Genomic DNA, 18,305 nt, shown 5'->3' with positions numbered 1-18,305 from the left:
CAGCGGGACGCGGACCCTCAGCCGACCCGGCTGGCGGACGCCTGGCTGGTGGCCGCACCGGAGTGCCCGGTCCACCTCTGGGGAACCGCCCCGTCGAGCTGGTGCACGAGCTCGCCCAGAAGCCAGTTGTGCAGGGCACGCTGGGAGGGCGTGCGCGCGATGGACAGCAGGCGCTCGGCCCGGCAGAAGGCGTCGGCGACGTCGAACATCTCGGTCATCGTCACGAACACCGGGCCGGCCTCGCGCACCATCGGGAAGACCACGTCGACGCGACGCAGACCCATGGTCTCGGCGGCGCGGATCTGGTCGCGGTAGGTGTCGGGGAACTGCCGCTCGAAGTTGGCGAACATCGACGTGAGGTCGCCGGCGAGGGGGTAGTCGGACTGGTGGGAGAGCGAGAGGAGCCGCAGCTCGCGGCGCAGCTCGTGGTACTGCCGGGCGAGCGAGGAGTAGAGCGGCACGTCGATGCCCAGCAGCCTGACCTCGCGGGCCGTGTCGCTCGGGGGCTCGGGGCGCAGCGTGGGCAGGTCGGAGTGGTCGATGACCCACTCGGCGCCGCTCTCGCCGTGCATCTGCGCGGCGGGCTCGAACCAGACGATCTTGCCGTCCGCCTCGATGGTCGCGCCCCACGCGACGGCACACTGGGCGACCATCGACAGGCCGCGCCCGAAGGTGAGGAGCAGGTCGAGGTCGTCGTCCAGCTGGGGGACGGGCGGGACCGGGGGGCTGGTCGAGCCGTCGACGACCTCGATGCGGGGGTGGCTGGCCGTGCCGCGCACGCGCACCTTGAAGGGGGCGCTCGCATGGAGGATCGCGTTGGCCACCAGCTCGGAGACGCCGAGCTCGGCGCACTCGACGAGGTCGCCGCGCTCCAGCCGCTCGCAGATGTCGCCGACCCAGCGCCGCGCGTCGGCCGCAGCACGCGGCGACGAGGCAAGGGTCAACTCTGAGCTCAGCGGCACTGGGACTCATTTCGGGGGAGTGGACAGTCCAGTGGGTCCATGGTTACCCGACTTCGGGGTGGTTCAAACCTCGACAATCACCATAGTTTCTCGCGAGTCTGGGTAGTGGTGTGAGATAGCAGACTCGCCCGGCGTTTCGCGCCCGAGGTCCGGCCGGGAGGACAATGGTTGGACAGCTGGACTCCGGCTCGGAACCCGGCTCGGACCATGAGATGGCACCCACGATCCCAGGAGCTCCCATGACCTCGACACAGGCACCCCGTCACAAGGTGGTCGTGATCGGGTCCGGCTTCGGCGGCCTGTTCGGCACCAAGGCGCTGCGCCGCGCCGACGTCGACGTCACCGTGATCGCGAAGACGACCCACCACCTCTTCCAGCCCCTGCTCTACCAGGTCGCGACGGGCATCCTGTCCGAGGGCGAGATCGCCCCGCCGACCCGCGAGATCCTCAGCAGCCAGGACAACGCCCGCGTGATCCTGGGCGAGGTCACCGGCATCGACCTCGAGGCCCGCACGGTCACCTCGCAGGTGCTGGGCCGCGAGACGGTGACGTCGTACGACTCGCTGCTGGTCGCGGCCGGCGCGAGCCAGTCGTACTTCGGCAACGACCACTTCGCCGAGTTCGCCCCCGGGATGAAGAGCATCGACGACGCCCTCGAGCTGCGCGGCCGGATCTTCGGCGCCTTCGAGATGGCCGAGCTCGGTGCCACCCGCGGCGACGACGTCGACCACCTGCTGACCTTCGTGGTCGTCGGCGCCGGCCCCACCGGCGTGGAGATGGCCGGCCAGATCGCCGAGCTCGCGCACCACACCCTGCGCAAGGACTTCCGCGCGATCAACACCCGCACCGCCCGCGTCGTCCTCGTCGACGCGGCGCCGCAGGTGCTGCCTCCGTTCGGTGCCAAGCTCGGCGAGAAGGCCAAGGGCGAGCTGGAGAAGCTCGGCGTCGAGGTGATGCTCGGCGGCATGGTGACCGAGGTCGACGAGCGCGGCCTCGAGGTGAAGTTCAAGGACGGCACCGTCGAGCGGATCAACTCGGTCGCCAAGATCTGGGCCGCCGGCGTGCAGGCCAACCCGCTCGGGAAGACGCTGTCGGAGCAGACCGGCGCCCCGCTCGACCGCGCCGGCCGCATCGCGGTCAACCCCGACCTCACGCTCCCCGGCCACCCCGAGGTCTTCGTCGTCGGCGACATGATCGCCCTCGACAACCTTCCCGGTGTCGCGCAGGTCGCCATCCAGGGCGCGAAGTACGCCGCCAAGGAGATCAGCAACCGCCTCGAGGGCAAGCAGCCCCAGGAGCCGTTCAAGTACTTCGACAAGGGCTCGATGGCGATCATCAGCCGCTTCCGCGCGGTCGCCATGGTCGGCAAGCTCCGGCTCACCGGCATCGTCGCGTGGTTGATGTGGCTCGGTGTCCACCTCGTCTACCTCACCGGCTTCAAGAACCAGGTCTCGGCGCTGATGCGGTGGGCGATCACCTTCATCAGCAACAACCGCTCCGAGCGCACCACGACCGAGCAGCAGATCTTCGCCCGTGCCGCGCTGGCGCGGCTGCGTCGCGGTGCGGCCGACCTGGTCTCCGACCCGGGCATCTACGACGCCACGCGCGCCATGATGGAGGAGACCCGCCGCCAGGAGCTCGAGGCCGCCGCCCAGCGCGAGGCCGAGCTCACCGACTCCGGTGTCCGCGGGGTCCACGCCGACCGCTGAGACGCCCCGGTGCGCGGTGTGGTTGCGTGGTCCTGTCGGACACGATCCCCGGGAAGGACAACCTGATGCGTGCTGTGGTCTACACCGAGAGCGGCGACTCGTCCGTGCTCCAGCTGGTCGAACGAGAGGCTGCGGAGCCCGGTCCGGGTGAGGTCCGTGTCCGCATCGTGCGGGCAGGCGTCAACCCGACGGACTGGAAGTTCCGCGCCGGCGGGATGGGCGAGCTCGCGTTCCCCGAGATCGTGCCCGGCCAGGACGGTGCGGGCGTGGTCGACGCAGTGGGCCCCGGCGTCACCGACCTCGCGGTCGGTGACCGGGTCTGGACCATCCTGGCCCAGCACACCCGGCCCGGCGGCACGGCGCAGGAGCAGGTCGTGCTGCCCCTCGCTCACGTCTGCGCCCTGCCCGACGCGGCGTCGTACGACGTCGGGGCCGCGCTCGGGGTCCCCGCGGTCACGGCCCACCGCACCCTCACGACCTCCGAGGACGGCCCTTCGCGGCTGGCCCCGGGTGCGCTCGACGCGATGACCGTCCTCGTCGCGGGCGGGGCCGGGGCGGTCGGCAACGCCGCGATCCAGCTCGCCAGGTGGGCCGGCGCCACGGTGATCACCACCGTGAGCAGCGACGAGAAGGGCGTCCTCGCGACGGCGGCGGGCGCGCACCACGTCGTGAACTACCGCGACGGCGACACCGCAGCCCGGATCCGCGACCTGGCTCCGGACGGCGTCGACATCGTCGTCGAGGTCGCACCGGCGCAGAACCTGCGCATGGACCTGCAGCTGATCAAGAAGCGCGGGACCATCGCGATCTACGCCAACAACGGCGGCGACGAGGTGATCCTCGGCGTCCGGGAGACCTTCTCGACCAACGCCCGCTTCCAGTGGGTGCTGATCTACAGCGTCGGCGAGGCCGCGCTCCGCGCCGCTGCCGACGACGTCACGGCGGCGGTCGCCGACGGAGCCTTCGGCGTCGGCGAGGAGCGCGGTCTGCCCGTGCACCACTACCCCCTCGAGCGCACGGCCGAGGCGCACGCGGCAGTCGAAGGTGGCGCCGTCGGCAAGGTGCTGATCGACGTGACCGACGCCTGAGCGCCCTGACGCCTGGAGAGATCGTCACGTTCATCGGTCGAGTGACTGCATGACGATGTTCCGCGCGGCGCGGGTTCCGAGATAGACACCGCCGACCACGCTGGCGCGCTCTCCCAGCTCGGAACGGATCACCACAGGCGGGTACAGCGTCATCTCGGTGGCCAGCTGGCGTGACCTCTCCATCAGGTGGTCGTTGGCGCCCACTCCGCCTGTGAGGATCACGGCCTCCGGGTCGATGATGGCCGAGATGGAGGCGATGACGGCAGCGACCCGGACGCACTCCTCCTCCACGAGCTCAGCGGCGGGTTCCTCACCTGACGCAGCTCGGAGGAACAGCTCCTCGACCGTGCTCGGCGGGGTGCCGGTCCATCCCGGGTGCCGCAGGGCGGCGGTCAGCAAGCTCAGGCCGCCCGCTTCGTCGTGAGCCCGTGCGTCCAGGTGTGGTTGGCTGCGCGGTGTCGGCAGGAAGGCCACCTCGCCTGACGCCCCGTGCGATCCGCGTATCAGGCGCCCATCGTGCACCACCCCCGCGCCGATCCCGGCGCCGATCGACACGATCACGAACGTGTCGAGGTCGCGGCCGACGCCACGCCAGCGCTCGCCGAGCGCGGCGAGGTGGACGTTGTTCTCGAGCCGCACTGGCGCGGAAAGGGCTTCCCTGATGGGGGTGCGGAAGTCGAAGGGGTCGGACTGGTCGATGTTGGAGGCGAAGTGCACGGTGCCGCCGTCGGCGTCGACGACGCCGGGGACGGACACCGTCACCGCGTGGAGCGACGAGTGGGCAAGGCCTGCCGATGCGAGCGCCTTGCGAGCCAGGTCCGTCGCCTGAGCGACGATGGCGGGACCGCCCGGCAGCGCGGTCGGTTCCCGCAGCTCGGCAAGCGAACGCCCACGGATGTCGGCCACTGCCACCCTGACGTTGCTGCCGCCGATGTCGATCGCCAATACCGTGCCCACTCCGGGAGCGACCTCGAAGAGGGTGGCGGAGCGGCCAGGAGAGCCGCTGCGCTGTCCGGTCTCCTGGATGAGGCCCGCGTGCTCGAGGTGCTGGACGGCGCTGAACACGGTGGGCCTCGACACGCCACAAGCTGTGGCGATGCGGGGTCGGGTCACCGGCTCGTCCTGCCGGAGCAGGAAGTCGAGGACCCGGTGCCTGCTGGACGGACTGGATTCCATGTCGCCTCCGCTTGCCTCTTGACGCACCAAATTCTGCGTGACTATATTCCGGACTGGTTAGTAAAGCAGATTGCCTAATAAATGGAGTCCTGCCATGTCACAGATCCCCGCTCGCCCAGAGCGCTCGCCGCTGCTCACCCCGTCGCGCCGCGGCTTCCTCGCGCTCGGAGGGGCGGCCGGCATGGCGGGCCTGCTCTCTGCGTGCGGAATCGGCGGCAGTGGACCCGAGTCCGGGGCCGGCAGCGGCAAGGGCAACATCCGCGCTCTGTTCATGAAGCAGGCCGGCTACTCGGAGGAGAACATCAACGAGATGATCTCCTCGTTCCAGGCGGCGAACAAGGACATCACCGTCACGGCCGACTTCGTCTCGTACGAGGCTCTGCACGACAAGATCGTGGCCGCAGCCCCGGCGGGGACCTACGACGTGGTTCTCATCGACGTCATCTGGCCGGCCGAGTTCGGCTCCAAGAACATCGTGGCTGACGTCACCGACCGGTGGCCGGACTCGTGGAAGCAGGACATGCTCGGGGGCGCGGTCGCAACGCCGCAGTACGACGACAAGTTCTACGGCGTCCCCTGGATCCTCGACACCAAGTACCTCTTCGCCAACACCGCGCACCTGGAGCAGGCGAAGGTCGATCCAGCATCGCTCGGGAGCTGGGACGGAGTGGTTGAGGCCGCCAAGGAGCTGAAGTCGGCGGGAGTCGTGGAGTACCCCCTCGTGTGGTCGTGGCAGCAGGCCGAGGCGCTGATCTGCGACTACGCCCAGCTGCTGGGCGCATTCGGGGGCACCTTCCTCGACGACTCCGGCCAGCCGGCCTTCAACCAAGGGGGTGGCGTCGCTGCCCTGGAGTTCATGCGACAGACCATCGTCGACGGCCTGAGCAACCCGGCGTCGACCCAGTCGCTGGAGGAAGACGTGCGCCGCGTCTTCTCCTCCGGACAGGCCAGCCTCGCCCTCAACTGGACGTACATGTACGGCTTGGCCAACGACGCGGCAGAGAGCCAGATCGCCGGTGACGTCGAGGTGTTCCGCACTCCGGCCGGCCCCGATGGACAGCCCGGCGTGAACGGCAGCATGGGCCTCGCCCTGGCGGCCGGCAGCAAGAACCAGGACGCTGGCTGGACGTTCATCGAGTACCTCACCAGCAAGTCCGTCCAGGAGAAGTACGCCCTGAGCTCGCTCCCGGTCTGGCAGGCGTCGTACGACGACCCGCAGGTCGTCAAGACGAACCCCGCCGTCGTGCCGGTCGCCAAGCAGCAGCTCGGTGACCTCATCCTCCGACCGCAGGTGGAGACCTACAACGCCGTCTCCCAGGCGCTGCAGGCGGAGCTGCAAAGCGCGCTGCTGGGGGACAAGGATCCCCAGCAAGCTCTGGACGACGCGGCCTCCAAGGCCTCGTCGCTCCTGGACGGATGAGTCTCCTGCCAGTGGCCCTCCGTCGCCAAGCCAGCCCAGGTCCGGCACGGCGCAGCTCTGCGGAGGGATGGCTCGCCCTCCTCCTCCTGCTCCCCGCGGGGCTGGTGGTCTTCGGGGTGGTGCTCTACCCGGTCGCCCGGACACTCGTGGTGTCGCTGTACGACGTCACGAGCTCGATGCCGGGCGACTACCCCTTCGTCGGGCTGGACAACTACGTCCGGGTCTTCAAGGACAGCGGCTTCTACGCCGCACTGGGGCACACCCTCTACTTCACGCTGCTCTCGACGCTCCTCGAGCTCGTGCTGGGCATCGCCGTTGCCCTGTTGCTCAACGCACCGCTGCGGGCGCGGTGGCTGTGGCGCAGCATCATCGTGCTCCCATGGGCACTCCCCACGATCGTCAACGGCGCTATGTGGCGCTGGATCTACAACGGTCAGTACGGCGCCCTCAACGGATTGCTGGCCACCCTCGGGATCTCTGAGTCCCCGACCCAGTGGCTGGGCTCGCCGTTCCTGGCGCTGAACATGGTGATCGCCGCGGACGTCTGGAAGAACACGTCGATCGTCGTGTTCTTCATACTGGCTGGCCTGCAGACCATCCCGAACGAGCTGTACGAGGCGGCCCGCATCGACGGCGCGGGCCGCTGGCAGATGTTCCGGCAGATCACCCTGCGGCTGCTCGCCCCGGCCATCGCAGTCGTGCTCGTCCTCCGCACGATCGAGGCCTTCAAGGTGTTCGACATCGTCTACGTGATGACCGGCGGTGGACCGGCCAGCGGCACCCAGACCGTGGCCTTCTACACCTACCTCCAGGCCTTCAGCAACCAGCTCTTCGGGTATGGAGCAGCGCTCGCCTACCTGATCGTGCTAGCAGTCTTCGCGCTGGCGATGGGGTACTTGAAGCTGCTGCGGCAAGGTCAGATGGCGGGTGTCGAATGAGGCCGAGCAAGACGTACCTGGTCGGCATCCACCTGGCCGCGGTCCTGATGGCGGTCGTGGTGCTCGCACCGTTCGCCTGGTTGGTGATCTCGAGCATCTCCCCGCCCCGGGAGCTTCTCTCGGCGGAGCCGCACTGGTGGCCGGACGCACCAACGCTGGAGAGGTATCGCGCCATCTTCGCCTCCTCGGACGGCGGCGGCACCGACGTCGCCGCCAACTTCCGGCAGGCCATGATCAACAGCTTCATCGTCGCCACCGTGACGACCTTGATCTCACTCGTCGTGGGCGTGCTGGGTGGCTACGCGTTCGCCCGGCTGCGGTTCCGGATGCGACGCACGACCCTGTTCGCCTTCCTGGCCGTCTACATGCTGCCGCCGATCGCGCTGGTGATCCCGCTCTACCTGGGACTGGCCGCCCTGGGCCTGCTCGACACCAAGGCCGGACTGGTCCTCACGTACTGCTCGATCGTCACACCGTTCTGCCTGTGGACGATGTCGAACTACTACCTGAGCCTGCCGCCTGACCTGGAGGAGGCGGCCCGGGTGGACGGCTGCACACGGCTTGGCGCCCTGTTCAGGGTGATCCTGCCGCTCTCGCGGCCGGGCGTCCTGACGACGGGGATGTTCGGGTTCCTGCTCGCGTGGGACGAGTTCCTGTTCTCACTCATCTTCACCTCGACGACGAACGCAAAGACGATCCCGGTCGCCATCGCTGAGTTCACCGGCAAGTACTCGTCCGACTTCGGGCTGATCGCAGCCGGCGGCGTGCTCGCCACACTGCCTCCCCTTGTCCTCGCGCTGGTGTTCCAGCGCTACATCGCCGGCGGCCTGACCTCGGGCGCCGTGAAAGGTTGAGCAACCCCATGAAGTTCGTCGAAGGCATCGCCGCGCAGCCGCAATCACTGCTCGCGAGCGCGGAGAACGTACGCCGATCGCTGGGCGCGGTGCGACCGCTCGAGTCGGGCGCCCTCGTCGCGCTGATCGGGATCGGAGCCAGTGAGCACGTGTCCAGGAGCGCGGCGGCCGCGTGGCGCGCGCTGGGCGTGCGCGCCGTTGCCGTGTCGGCCGCGGAGCTGCAGGGATCGGAGCTGGCACTGGCGGACGTCTACGTTGCGATGAGCGAGTCGGGACGGAGCGCCGAGACCGTCGCGGCTCTCCGCGGGGCGCCCGGGCGCCGCGTCGGCATCACCAACGATCCGGACGCGCCGCTGGGCGCGGTCGTGGACGAGGTGATCCCGCTGGGCAGCGGACCGGACAGCCCGATCTACACCACCGGCTACACCGCCACGCTGCAGGCGATCGGGCTGCTCGGCGAACACTGGGGCGGCACGAGCAGCGACTGGGCCGTGCTCCCGGAGCAGGTCGCCCAAGTGACCGAGCAGAGCAGCAAGGTCGTCGCAGCGCTCGCCGACACCTTCGAGCAGGCTCGGATCATCGACGTGGTCGCGTCCGGCACCTCCTCGGCCACGGCCGGCGAGGGAGCACTCATGATGCGCGAGTCGGCACGCCTGCACACCGCGAGCCACGAGACCTTCAACTACCTGCACGGGCCGATGGAGGCCGTCGACGCCCAGGCCGCGAGCATCGTCATCGGCTCCGGACGTGAGCTGCGGCTCGCCCAGGAGCTCGCCGGGTTGGGTTGTCCGACCCTCCTCATCACCACCAGTCACGAGATCGAGGACGCCGACCACCTCACCGTGGTCCGCTTGCCGAAGCCACCGTCCGCGCTGGCCTGCGCAGTCCTGGAGATCCTGCCGCTGCAGCTGCTTGCCGCGGAGGTCGTCAGCATGAGAGGGCTGCGTGCCGACGGGTTCCGCTACCACCAGGACGACATCAAGCTGGACGGCCGGTGACGCCGTCGCTGCACGTCGTCGGCAACGTCCAGCTCGACGTGCTGGCGAGCCCGGTCGACCGCCTGCCGAGTCCGGGTGGGGATGACGTGATCGACCACATCGCCGTGCGGCCCGCGGGGGCGGCCGGCAACGTCTCGCTGGCACTGGCGGCGCTGGGCACCGAGCACCGCCTCTTCGGCGCGGTGGGGGACGACCAGGCTGGGCGCTGGGTGGCGCAGGAGCTTCATAGGCACGGCGTGGGAGCAGACCTCGACGTGGTGGCCGGGCAGGAGACCGGCATCTCGATCGCGTTGGAGGCGCCGGGGCGGGAGCGAGCGTTCATCACGGCGCACGGCGTACTGACTCGCTACGGAGTCGACGCGTTGCCGCGGCACGCCACGGTGGCGGACTTCGTGCTGCTCACCGGGTACTTCTCGATGCCTGGCTTCCGCGGCCGCGGAACCTACGACTTGCTCGAGCGCGCCCGCGAAGCAGGAGCGTTCGTCGCGCTGGACACCGGCTGGGATCCCGACGACTGGACGGGCTCCGGTGCTGCGGAGGTGCTGGAGCTGCTGCCTCTCCTCGACCTCTTCCTCCCGAACGAACCAGAGGCGATAGCGCTCACCGGCGCTGCGACCGCCGAAGAGGCGCTCGAGGTCCTGGCCGCGGAGTGCCGCGGCTGGGTCGTCGTGAAGCTCGGTGAACGAGGCCTCGCCGCTCGAGGCCCTGCCGGCGAGAAGATCCGGCTGAGTGCGCCGGTCGTGACCCCTCGAGACACGACCGGGGCCGGAGACAGCCTGGCCGCGGGCCTGCTTGCCGACCTCGTCCGCGGCGCACCGGTGCAAGACGCCCTCGTCACGGGTGTCAGGGTCGCCTCCACCGTGGTGGGCCGGGATTCGCTGAATCGCTATCCCTCGCGAGATGAGCTGGTCCCGATGGAGCCGGCTTGAGCCACGACGATCTGCGTGGTCCACACGGAAATTTCAGACCGGTAGGCCTGAAGACCTTCGGTTGATGGGTGACAGATCTAGTTCGGTTGATCGGTGACACTCGTTGTCACTGTAGGACGCCGTTGTGGCGCGGTGGATCGCTTGACCCTCACCTCCCCGGTGCTCTCGCGCTTCTGGGTTCGCAGGAGTTGGTCACCGTCGTAGAACTGCAGGACGTTCTCGGTGACCCACACGTCGATGGGGCGACCGGCCGCGGCCACGCCGAGGCAGACCTGTTGCCAGCTGACGCACACCACGCCTACGGCGCTGGCCCGGCGGGTCACCCAGGTGCCGTCGACGCGGTCCTCGCCGGGTCGGCCGGGGTTGCGTGATGTCCGGATCGGGGCAACGGGCGCCGGGTCAGGCCTGAGGAACCGCGACGCCGGGGTGGCCATGTCCAGCGCCTGGTGCGGCCTGTCGTAGTTGTAGTCGTGGACCCAGGCATCCAGCTCGGTCTGCGCGGTGGCCAGGTCGGGAAAGACCCGGTCGGTGCGGAACTCGGTCCGCAAGGCCCGGTGGAACCGCTCGATCTTCCCCGTCGTCGTGGGCGAGCGGGGCTGGGTGTGCAGGTGCTCGATGCCGTTCTCCCGACAGATCCGGTCGAAGAGCACCTCCACCGGTGGCCGGTTGAACCGGCCGGTGAACACCTTCCCGTTGTCGGTCAGGATCTGCCCCGGCACCCCAAAGGTCCGCAGTGCGGCCGCGAGGCCGTCGCACACGTGCGGGGACGTCTCCCGCAGCATCAGGTACGCGCTGACGCAGAACCGGGAGTGGTCATCGACCCCGGTCAACGCCTTGGCCCGCCGCCCGTCCGCGAGGACGAACCCGCCCACCACGTCGATCTGCCACAGCTCCATCGGGAGCCCGCGCTCCCACCGCTTCCACTTCCGATCCCGCCGCCGACGCCCGGACGGGTCGATCAGGTTCAACCGCACCAGCGCGCGGTAGACCGCCGACTCCGACGGCAGCGGCTCCACGCCGACCTTGTCGAGCTCGAAGACCAGCCGGCGGGGCCCCCACCCCGGATGCGAGGACCGCATCGTGGCGATCACCGCCTCCACCTCGGCGCCGATCTGGTGCGGACACGACCGCGGCCGATGCGACCGGTCCGCCAGCCCCTCCAAACCCTCGGCCTCGTAGCGGGCCAACCACCCGTGCAGGGTCTTGCGGTGCACCCCGAACCGGGCCGCCACGCTCGAGACCGTCTCGCCGTCGCTGATCACCGCCAGCACGGCCTGATACCGCTGCTCGCTCACGCTCAACTCCCTCATCAAGGGAGTGTCACCAATCAACCGGAGTAGCTGTCACCCATCACCCGACGATGTGTAACGCATCAGCCGAAGGCCAAACGTCACCCATCAGGCGAAGCAATACATTCAGACCGGTAGGCCTCCAGGGGCTCGAACCCTGAACCAACGGATTAAAAGTCCGCTGCTCTACCCATTGAGCTAGAGGCCCGCGGCACGGGGACGGCGTCCGCGTGCTCGCGCACATCCTTCCAGAGACGACTCGGCCCCCGAGGACCATGGTCCTCGGGGGCCGACTCGTGCCGTGGCGCTTCGTCAGCGACGAACCTTCTTGGTCCGCTTGGTCGTGACCTTCAGCTTCGTGAGGCCCGGCGCGGAGGCGATGACGCGGACCGAGATCCGCTTGCCGACCAGCTTCTTGGTCAGGAGCAGCTTGGCCTTGGTGGCGCCCTTGATCCTCTTGCCGTTGGCCAGCCACTGGATCTTCTTGGTGACCGTGGTCGGGGTCCACGTCCCCTTCGTGACGCGCAGGGTCTTGGCGACCTTGGCGATGCCCTTGATCCGGGGGCGGACCGCCACGGTGACGGCGCTCGCGGTCGCGGCGGGTGCCGCCGTGTTGACCGGAGCGGTCGTCGTCGTCGGGGTGGTCGTCGTCGGGGTCGTCGTCGGGGTGTCGGTCGGCGTGGGCGTCGGGACCGGGGTCGCGAGCTGGGCATTGAGGCCGGTGGTCGTACCGTCCTTGGCGACCTGGAGCTCGTCGGCAGCCGCGAGGTCGGCTTGGTTGTTCCAGTACTCGCCGACGTCGGTGGCGGGGTCGTGGAAGCCCAGCTTGTACGTGCCGCCGGGCAGCCCGCCGACGTCGTAAGCACCGTTCGCGCCGGTGCTCACCGTCACGAACGAGGCCCACGCGCCGCTCTGGCGCACGTACGCCGTGACCTCGGCACCCTCGATGCCCGTCCCGGTGCTCCCGGTGACGACACCCGTGAGGTGCGCGGCGGACCCCAGGTCGGTCTGTCCCAGGTCGGACTTCTGCCCCTCGTTGAAGTCGACCAGGTCGGCCGTCTCGAGGGTGCTCTTGTCGTTGTACCACTCCGTCGCGTACGTCCCGGCCGGGTCGTCGAAGCGGATCGTGTAGGTGCCGTCGGCAGGCCGGAGCATGTTCCAGCTGCCGTCGAGGCCCGTGCGTGCGCTGCCGGCCACCACTCCGTCGGCGATCCGCACGGCGATCACGCTGATGTTGGCCAGAGGCGCGCCGCCGGCAGCGGCGACCACGCTTCCGTTGATGCGGATCGGCGGTGCGGCATCGGCGGCGCCGGTGACGATCACGGCGGAGGAGATGCCGACGCCGGTGGCGAGCAGCGCTCCGGCTGCTCGGCGGAAGGTGTTGTTCATGGTGCCCCCAGGGAGGTGTTCGGGCATCCCCCACGGACGCCGCTACTCGGAACGTAGGGACGGCCGAGGCCCTATACCTCAAAGTGGGTAGGTTGTTCAAATCCTGTGGCCGGACCGTGGGTGACCAGAGCAAGGGGACGCGTCGAGATCGAAGGTTCGGACAGTGTTGATGCCAGATTTCGACGAGTCCGGACGCTCCGTGGGGGCGCACGTGCAACGGCCCCGCGGACCGAGGGTCCGCGGGGCCGTGAGGTGCGAGGTGACCAGGTCACCACTTGTGCATGGTGCCGAGCCCCAGGCCCACAGCCGTCGACGCTGATGGCGCAACCCGGTCGGGAGGACTGAGCCCCCGGCGGGCTCTTGTACCTTCGGCCCATGGAGACGCGCCACGCCCTGGTCCGGCCACCGTCGTCGCGACTGGGCGAGGGTCTCGTCACGCACATCGAGCGCAGCGAGGTCGACGCCGACCTCGCGCGCCGGCAGTGGGAGGAGTACGTCGACGCGCTGCGGCAGCACGGCTGGACCACCCACGAGGTGGCGGCCGCCGACGAGCTGCCGGACGCCGTCTTCGTCGAGGACACGATGGTCGTCTACGGCGACCTGGCGGTGATCAGCAGGCCGGGCGCCGAGGAGCGCCGCGCCGAGACGGCGGCGGCCGAGGACGCCGTACGGGCTCGCGGCTACCGCATCGCCCGCATCGAGGCACCGGGCACGCTCGACGGGGGCGACGTGCTCAAGCACGACGGTCGCGTGTGGGTCGGCGTCGGCGGCCGCACCAACGACGCCGGCGTCGAGCAGCTGCGCGCCCATCTCGCCCCACTCGGCGCCGAGGTGATCGGCGTACCCGTCAGCAGGGTGCTCCACCTCAAGACCGCGGTCACCGCGCTGCCGGACGGGACCGTCGTCGGCCACCGGCCGCTCGTCGACGACCCCGACGTGTGGGCCGGCCACTTCCTCGACGTGCCCGAGGAGTCGGGCGCCCACGTCGTGCTGCTCGACGCCGGCACCGTCCTGATGGCGTCGTCGGCCCCGAGGTCGGCCGCCCTGTTCGAGGGCCGGGGACTGCAGGTCGTCACCGTCGACATCTCCGAGTTCGAGAAGATGGAGGGCTGCGTCACCTGCCTGTCCGTCCGCCTCCGCGGAGCGCCGGCGCGCTGACCTGGCTCAGGCGTCGCCGCGGACGACGAACCCGCTGGTGTGCCGCAGCCGGCCGGTCGCGAGGTCCAGCACGTCGGCGGCGCAGCGCGGGTTGTCGCACCGGAGCCACGTGCAGCTCGGGCACGTGCAGTGCTCCACCATGACGCCCGGACACATGGGACAACGGACTGCCATGACTGCCTCCCTTCCCGACTTCGAGCATGGGCGCACCGGCGCGTCGCGTGGGCGCCGGCGCCGAGAAATGGCGCAAGTTGGTGATCCGGCGCCGGTGCGTTTTCGAGGTGTTCACCAGCACGTGGCGCACGATCGGTGACGCGGGCCGATTTGTTGGTAGGGTTTGCAGTGCAACAGGTGCAAGTTCCAGCAGGTTGACGCCCGCGGAGTTTGTGATCCAACGGCGTTTCCCTCTTCGGGCCTTCCAGCTTGTGAGTCGGAGCGACGTGTCACCGCACTTGTGGCGGAGTCGTCGAAGTGACGGCTTCTCGTTCCGATAACAGGAGTACCGAGCACATGGCTCAAGGCACCGTGAAGTGGTTCAACGCCGAGAAGGGTTTCGGCTTCATTGCGCAGGAGGACGGCGGCGACGACGTCTTCGTGCACTACTCGGCCATCCAGACCAACGGCTACAAGTCGCTGGACGAGAACCAGAAGGTCGAGTTCGACGTCACCCAGGGCCCGAAGGGCCCGCAGGCGGAGAACGTCCGCCCGCTCTGATCGGCTGACGCTGGACCTGTTCCAGATCTGATCAAGGGTTCGGCCCCATCCCCTCTTGGGGGGTGGGGCCGAACTCGATTCCGGGTCACACTTGACACGTTCGGGCCATTTGTTCGGCGCCGACGGTCGGAGAGACTTGGTTTCACGACCTACAGTCGAATGATCCAAGGTGCGAGCTGCGCAAGAGGGAGGGTGACGTGCACGACCAGTTCGACGTGACCCTCGAGGACGGCGACCTCCTCGGCGAGGTGGAGCTCACCACCACGCTGATCATCGCCGCGAGCGAGTCCGAGGAGCACCTGTCCCAGGAGGAGATCGACCGGCTGCTGGGGGTCACCCCGCGCCGGCCGTCCGAGGACTGACCCGCGCCTGCGCTCAGCAGGTCGCGAAGAGCACCGGCCCGCTGGTGAGGTCCGACAGGACGTACTCCCCGTCCTCCGGTCGCAGGTCGAGCGTGATCTCGCGGCCCTCCGAGCGCGCGCCCGCCACCCTGAACCGGTCGCTGAAGTCGCCGCCCTGCCCGGGCGCAGGCCCGGCTGCCAGCTGTGCGCGAGCATCGGCGTCCCCCGGGGCGTCGTCGGGGTCCTCGACCTGCATCACCGCGCGCAGGTCGCCGCCGGGCAGCAGCCCCATCGCGAAGCCGGTCAGCGGGTGCACGCCGCCGGCCGCCTCGACCAGCTGGTCGGCCTCGGCCTGCGCGTCGTCGTCGGCCTGCGACATCGCGAGCCGCTCGCAGGCATAGGCGCCGTCGTACGCCGCTGCGGCCAGGGGGTCGCCCAGGCCGGACGCCAGGTCGGCGAGGTCGTCGGCGGAGTCGGCGTCGCCGTCGACCACGTCGAGGACCTGCTCGAGGTAGGGCGCCTGGTCCGAGGCGAGGATGACGTGGCGGTCGGCGAGCAGGGCGAAGTGCTGCAGCTCGGGGGTGAGCATCGGCCCGGCCCCGGCCAGCACGTCTGGCCCGCCGACCCACACCCCGTCGTCGTCCTTCGGCTCGGTCCAGCCGAGCTCGGCGAGCCGGTCGGCGACCTCGCCGAACGACACGTCGTCGTCGACGCCGAGCATCTCCACCGCGCCGTCGGGCGACTGGGCCAGCAGCTCCCAGGTGATCGTCGCGGGGGAGAAGCCCAGCTCCGCCTGCATCACCCCGGCCGACGTGCCGAGCGCGGACATCGCCGACAGGTCCCGCCCGAAGGCGTCGGAGAGGAAGGCGTCCACCTCCTCGGCCGAGGAGCCGGCGTCGACGTCGGCGCCGAGCTCACGGCGTACGCCGTCCCAGTCCGTCCACGACACCCGGCTGGTCGCCGCCGGGGCCATCGCCAGCGCCCGCTCCAACGGCGAGCCTGGCGTGAGCAGGCGCCACGCGACGAGCCCGGCGACGGCCACCGCGAGCGCGGCCACGAGGGCGACGACGGCACGACGTGACACGGACTGCTCCTCGTGGATCGGAAAAGTGGGTGTGACACTACTTCCATGGAGCCCCGCGACGTGCGCGCTGCCGGTGCCGTGGTCACCCGCAGACGCGGTGAGGTGCTGCTCGTCCACCGGCCGAAGTACGACGACTGGTCCTTCCCCAAGGGCAAGCTCGACCGCGGCGAACACGTGGTCACGGCTGCGGTCCGCGAGGTGGCCGAGGAGACCGGGCTCGACATCCGGCTCGGGCCGGCGCTGTCGTCGCAGCGCTACCGGCAGTCCAACGGCCGCTGGAAGACCGTGGAGTACTGGACCGGGCGGGCGCTCGGCAGCGACGACGTCAGCGGCTACCGGCCCAACGACGAGATCGACGCCGTCGAGTGGGTGGAGTGGAGCGCCGCGATGCGCCGCCTCACCTACGACTACGACCGCGCCACCCTGGCCGAGGCGCGACCCCTGCGCCGCAAGACCCGCGCGCTGGTGGTGCTGCGGCACGGCAAGGCGCGCTCGCGCGAGGCGTGGAAGAAGGACGACCGGCAGCGCCCGCTGCTGCAGACGGGCCTCGCCCAGGCGCAGCACCTGGTGCCGCTCCTCGCCGCCTTCGACGTCACGTCCGCCCACACCTCCTCCAGCCTGCGCTGCGTGCAGACGGTGACGCCGTACGTCGACGCGACCGGGTGGCCCGTCAAGCTCTACGACGAGCTGAGCGAGGAGGACGCGACCGCCGACGGTGTCGTCGACGTCGTCGATGCGCTGCTCGACGCCGGGGAGAGCACCGTGCTGTGCACCCACCGGCCGGTGCTGCCGACCGTGTTCGACGCGCTGGGGGTGCCCGAGGTCAAGCTGGAGCCGGGATCGATGCTCGTGGTGCACCACCGCAAGGGCAAGGTCGTGGCCAGCGAGGTCCTCGATGCGTGAGGTCTTCTAGGACCGCGCACGCACTCTCGTCAAGGGCGCCCGGCCGAGTTCATGTGATGGTCGTCTCACGCCCGGCCGTGCGACGCCATCCGGTCCGGTCGAGTTCACCGCCCGTTCACCGACGGCGACGTGCTCGTTCTCCTGACGTGCCTACCTTCGCCGGTGTCAGCAATCATCAGACTTCAGGAGCACTCGAAGTGAACCGCACTTCTTTCCGCAAGCTGCTCGCCCCCAGCATCGCCGTGCTTGCCCTCTCCATCTCCCTCACCGCCTGCGGTGCCGGCAACGAGAGCGACGCCGACACCAGCGGCGACAGCGGCTCGAGCGAGACCTCCGGCGGCCTCTCCGGTGACCTCAACGGCGCCGGCGCCTCCTCGCAGGAGAAGGCCCAGGGCGCGTGGGCCACGGGCTTCCAGGGCATGAACGAGGGCAACGTCACCGTCAACTACGACCCGGTGGGCTCGGGTGACGGTCGCACCAACTTCATCGAGGGCGGCGTCAGCTTCGCCGGCTCCGACTCCTACCTCACCGACGACGAGGGCGAGCTCAGCGGCGCCAAGGAGCGCTGCAACGGCGAGGACCCGATCGAGGTCCCGGCCTACGTCTCGCCGATCGCCGTCGCGTTCAACGTCGAGGGTGTCGACGCGCTCAACCTCGACGCCGACACGATCGCGCAGATCTTCGACGGCAAGATCACCAACTGGAACGACAAGGCGATCGCCGAGCAGAACCCCGATGCCGAGCTCCCCGACCTGGCCATCACGCCGGTCCACCGCTCCGACGACTCGGGCACGACGAAGAACTTCACCGACTACCTCGGCAAGGCCAGCAGCTCGTGGTCCTACGAGGCCGAGGACGCGTTCCCGGTCAAGGGCGGCGAGGCCGCCGAGGGCACCTCGGGCGTCATCTCCGCCGTCTCCGGCGGCAAGGGCACCATCGGCTACGCCGACGAGAGCCAGGTCGGCGACCTGTCGGTCGTCTCGGTCAAGGTCGGCGAGGAGTACGTCGCCCCGTCCGCCGAGGGCGCCGCGCTGGTCGTCGAGTCCTCCCCGGCCGCCGAGGGCCGCGCCGACGTCGACATGGCCGTCGACATCGACCGGACCACCACGGAGGCCGGCGCCTACCCGGTCGTCCTGCTCAGCTACCTGATCGCCTGCCAGACCTACGAGGACCAGGCCGAGGCCGATTTGGTCAAGGGCTACCTGTCCTACATCGTGTCGGACGAGGGCCAGCAGGCGGCGGCCGAGGAGGCCGGCTCCGCGCCGCTCTCCAGCTCCGTCGCCGAGCGCGCCCAGGGCATCGTGGACGCGATCACGGCAGGCTGATCCACCCCGGTCGGGCCTGATCCCGACC

At 69.8% G+C, this 18,305-nt stretch carries 18 protein-coding genes and 1 tRNA gene; 12 read left to right on the top strand and 7 right to left on the bottom strand.

Annotated features, from left to right (window positions below; all coding sequences use genetic code 11):
* Positions 1-17: 17 nt before the first annotated feature.
* Positions 18-944 carry an ATP-binding protein gene (locus ACS3YM_RS15255; protein WP_439937280.1) on the bottom strand — a complete coding sequence of 309 codons (927 nt, stop codon included), beginning with the start codon at positions 942-944 and terminating at the stop codon, positions 18-20.
* Between the two features lie 257 nt (positions 945-1,201).
* On the opposite strand from ACS3YM_RS15255, the gene ACS3YM_RS15250 reads away from it, so the two are divergent.
* Positions 1,202-2,671 (top strand): NAD(P)/FAD-dependent oxidoreductase, encoded by a 1,470-nt coding sequence (locus ACS3YM_RS15250; RefSeq protein WP_439937279.1) that lies wholly within the window; start codon positions 1,202-1,204, stop codon positions 2,669-2,671.
* A gap of 65 nt (positions 2,672-2,736) precedes the next feature.
* On the top strand, positions 2,737-3,759 hold the full coding sequence (locus tag ACS3YM_RS15245; protein WP_439937278.1) for an NADPH:quinone reductase: 1,023 nt from the start codon (positions 2,737-2,739) through the stop codon (positions 3,757-3,759).
* Positions 3,760-3,789: 30 nt separating this feature from the next.
* Here the strand turns inward: ACS3YM_RS15245 and ACS3YM_RS15240 are convergent, their stop codons facing one another.
* Entirely contained in the window at positions 3,790-4,935 is a 1,146-nt protein-coding gene (locus ACS3YM_RS15240; protein ID WP_439939903.1) for an ROK family protein, read from the bottom strand.
* Between the two features lie 94 nt (positions 4,936-5,029).
* Here ACS3YM_RS15240 and ACS3YM_RS15235 point away from each other — a divergent pair, with 94 nt between their 5' ends.
* The 5 genes from ACS3YM_RS15235 to ACS3YM_RS15215 are packed head-to-tail and all read left to right on the top strand — an operon-like array spanning position 5,030 to position 10,074.
* Positions 5,030-6,355, top strand: a complete 1,326-nt coding sequence (locus tag ACS3YM_RS15235; protein ID WP_439937277.1) for an extracellular solute-binding protein — start codon at positions 5,030-5,032, stop codon at positions 6,353-6,355.
* Entirely contained in the window at positions 6,352-7,293 is a 942-nt protein-coding gene (locus tag ACS3YM_RS15230) for a carbohydrate ABC transporter permease (RefSeq protein WP_439937276.1), read from the top strand. Before ACS3YM_RS15235 ends, ACS3YM_RS15230 begins: the two co-directional genes overlap by 4 nt.
* On the top strand, positions 7,290-8,147 hold the full coding sequence (locus ACS3YM_RS15225) for a carbohydrate ABC transporter permease (RefSeq protein ID WP_439937275.1): 858 nt from the start codon (positions 7,290-7,292) through the stop codon (positions 8,145-8,147). Before ACS3YM_RS15230 ends, ACS3YM_RS15225 begins: the two co-directional genes overlap by 4 nt.
* An 8-nt stretch (positions 8,148-8,155) precedes the next feature.
* On the top strand, positions 8,156-9,145 hold the full coding sequence (locus tag ACS3YM_RS15220) for an SIS domain-containing protein (protein WP_439937274.1): 990 nt from the start codon (positions 8,156-8,158) through the stop codon (positions 9,143-9,145).
* Positions 9,142-10,074, top strand: a complete 933-nt coding sequence (locus ACS3YM_RS15215) for a carbohydrate kinase family protein (RefSeq protein WP_439937273.1) — start codon at positions 9,142-9,144, stop codon at positions 10,072-10,074. The genes ACS3YM_RS15220 and ACS3YM_RS15215 overlap by 4 nt, the downstream gene beginning before the upstream one ends.
* Positions 10,075-10,151: 77 nt before the next feature.
* On the opposite strand, the gene ACS3YM_RS15210 is transcribed toward ACS3YM_RS15215, so the two are convergent.
* The 3 genes from ACS3YM_RS15210 to ACS3YM_RS15200 form a co-directional block, all read right to left on the bottom strand.
* Positions 10,152-11,384, bottom strand: coding sequence for an IS481 family transposase (locus ACS3YM_RS15210; RefSeq protein WP_439937272.1), 1,233 nt, complete (start codon positions 11,382-11,384; stop codon positions 10,152-10,154).
* Positions 11,385-11,498: 114 nt separating this feature from the next.
* Positions 11,499-11,571 (bottom strand) — tRNA-Lys (locus ACS3YM_RS15205).
* Between the two features lie 104 nt (positions 11,572-11,675).
* The gene (locus ACS3YM_RS15200) at positions 11,676-12,752 is read right to left on the bottom strand and encodes a carboxypeptidase-like regulatory domain-containing protein (protein ID WP_439937271.1); all 1,077 of its coding nucleotides are present in this window, start codon (positions 12,750-12,752) and stop codon (positions 11,676-11,678) included.
* Positions 12,753-13,127: 375 nt separating this feature from the next.
* Here ACS3YM_RS15200 and ddaH point away from each other — a divergent pair, with 375 nt between their 5' ends.
* Positions 13,128-13,910, top strand: a complete 783-nt coding sequence (gene ddaH, locus ACS3YM_RS15195; protein ID WP_439937270.1) for a dimethylargininase — start codon at positions 13,128-13,130, stop codon at positions 13,908-13,910.
* 6 nt (positions 13,911-13,916) lie between these two features.
* On the opposite strand, the gene ACS3YM_RS15190 is transcribed toward ddaH, so the two are convergent.
* Positions 13,917-14,066: a hypothetical protein gene (locus ACS3YM_RS15190; RefSeq protein ID WP_439937269.1), complete on the bottom strand. Its 150-nt coding sequence runs from the start codon at positions 14,064-14,066 to the stop codon at positions 13,917-13,919.
* A 354-nt stretch (positions 14,067-14,420) separates the two neighbouring features.
* On the opposite strand from ACS3YM_RS15190, the gene ACS3YM_RS15185 reads away from it, so the two are divergent.
* Both ACS3YM_RS15185 and ACS3YM_RS15180 read left to right on the top strand, forming a co-directional pair.
* A complete protein-coding gene (locus ACS3YM_RS15185; RefSeq protein WP_045548871.1) occupies positions 14,421-14,624 on the top strand; it encodes a cold-shock protein in 204 nt (67 codons plus the stop codon).
* A gap of 197 nt (positions 14,625-14,821) precedes the next feature.
* The gene (locus tag ACS3YM_RS15180) at positions 14,822-14,986 is read left to right on the top strand and encodes a hypothetical protein (RefSeq protein ID WP_439937268.1); all 165 of its coding nucleotides are present in this window, start codon (positions 14,822-14,824) and stop codon (positions 14,984-14,986) included.
* A gap of 13 nt (positions 14,987-14,999) precedes the next feature.
* On the opposite strand, the gene ACS3YM_RS15175 is transcribed toward ACS3YM_RS15180, so the two are convergent.
* Positions 15,000-16,049, bottom strand: coding sequence for a hypothetical protein (locus ACS3YM_RS15175; RefSeq protein WP_439937267.1), 1,050 nt, complete (start codon positions 16,047-16,049; stop codon positions 15,000-15,002).
* 45 nt (positions 16,050-16,094) lie between these two features.
* Between ACS3YM_RS15175 and ACS3YM_RS15170 the strand changes: the two genes are divergently transcribed.
* Together ACS3YM_RS15170 and pstS are read left to right on the top strand one after the other, a co-directional pair.
* Positions 16,095-16,952 carry an NUDIX hydrolase gene (locus ACS3YM_RS15170; RefSeq protein WP_439937266.1) on the top strand — a complete coding sequence of 286 codons (858 nt, stop codon included), beginning with the start codon at positions 16,095-16,097 and terminating at the stop codon, positions 16,950-16,952.
* A 197-nt stretch (positions 16,953-17,149) separates the two neighbouring features.
* Complete coding sequence (gene pstS / locus ACS3YM_RS15165; protein ID WP_439937265.1) at positions 17,150-18,277, top strand: phosphate ABC transporter substrate-binding protein PstS; 1,128 nt, start codon at positions 17,150-17,152, stop codon at positions 18,275-18,277.
* The last annotated feature ends 28 nt before the right edge of the window (positions 18,278-18,305 follow it).

Source organism: Nocardioides sp. N13(2025) (genome assembly GCF_051912545.1).
Lineage (GTDB): Bacteria > Actinomycetota > Actinomycetes > Propionibacteriales > Nocardioidaceae > Nocardioides.
The sequence above is the reverse complement of the archived record's forward strand: the minus strand, read 5'-3'. Positions and strand labels throughout refer to the sequence as shown.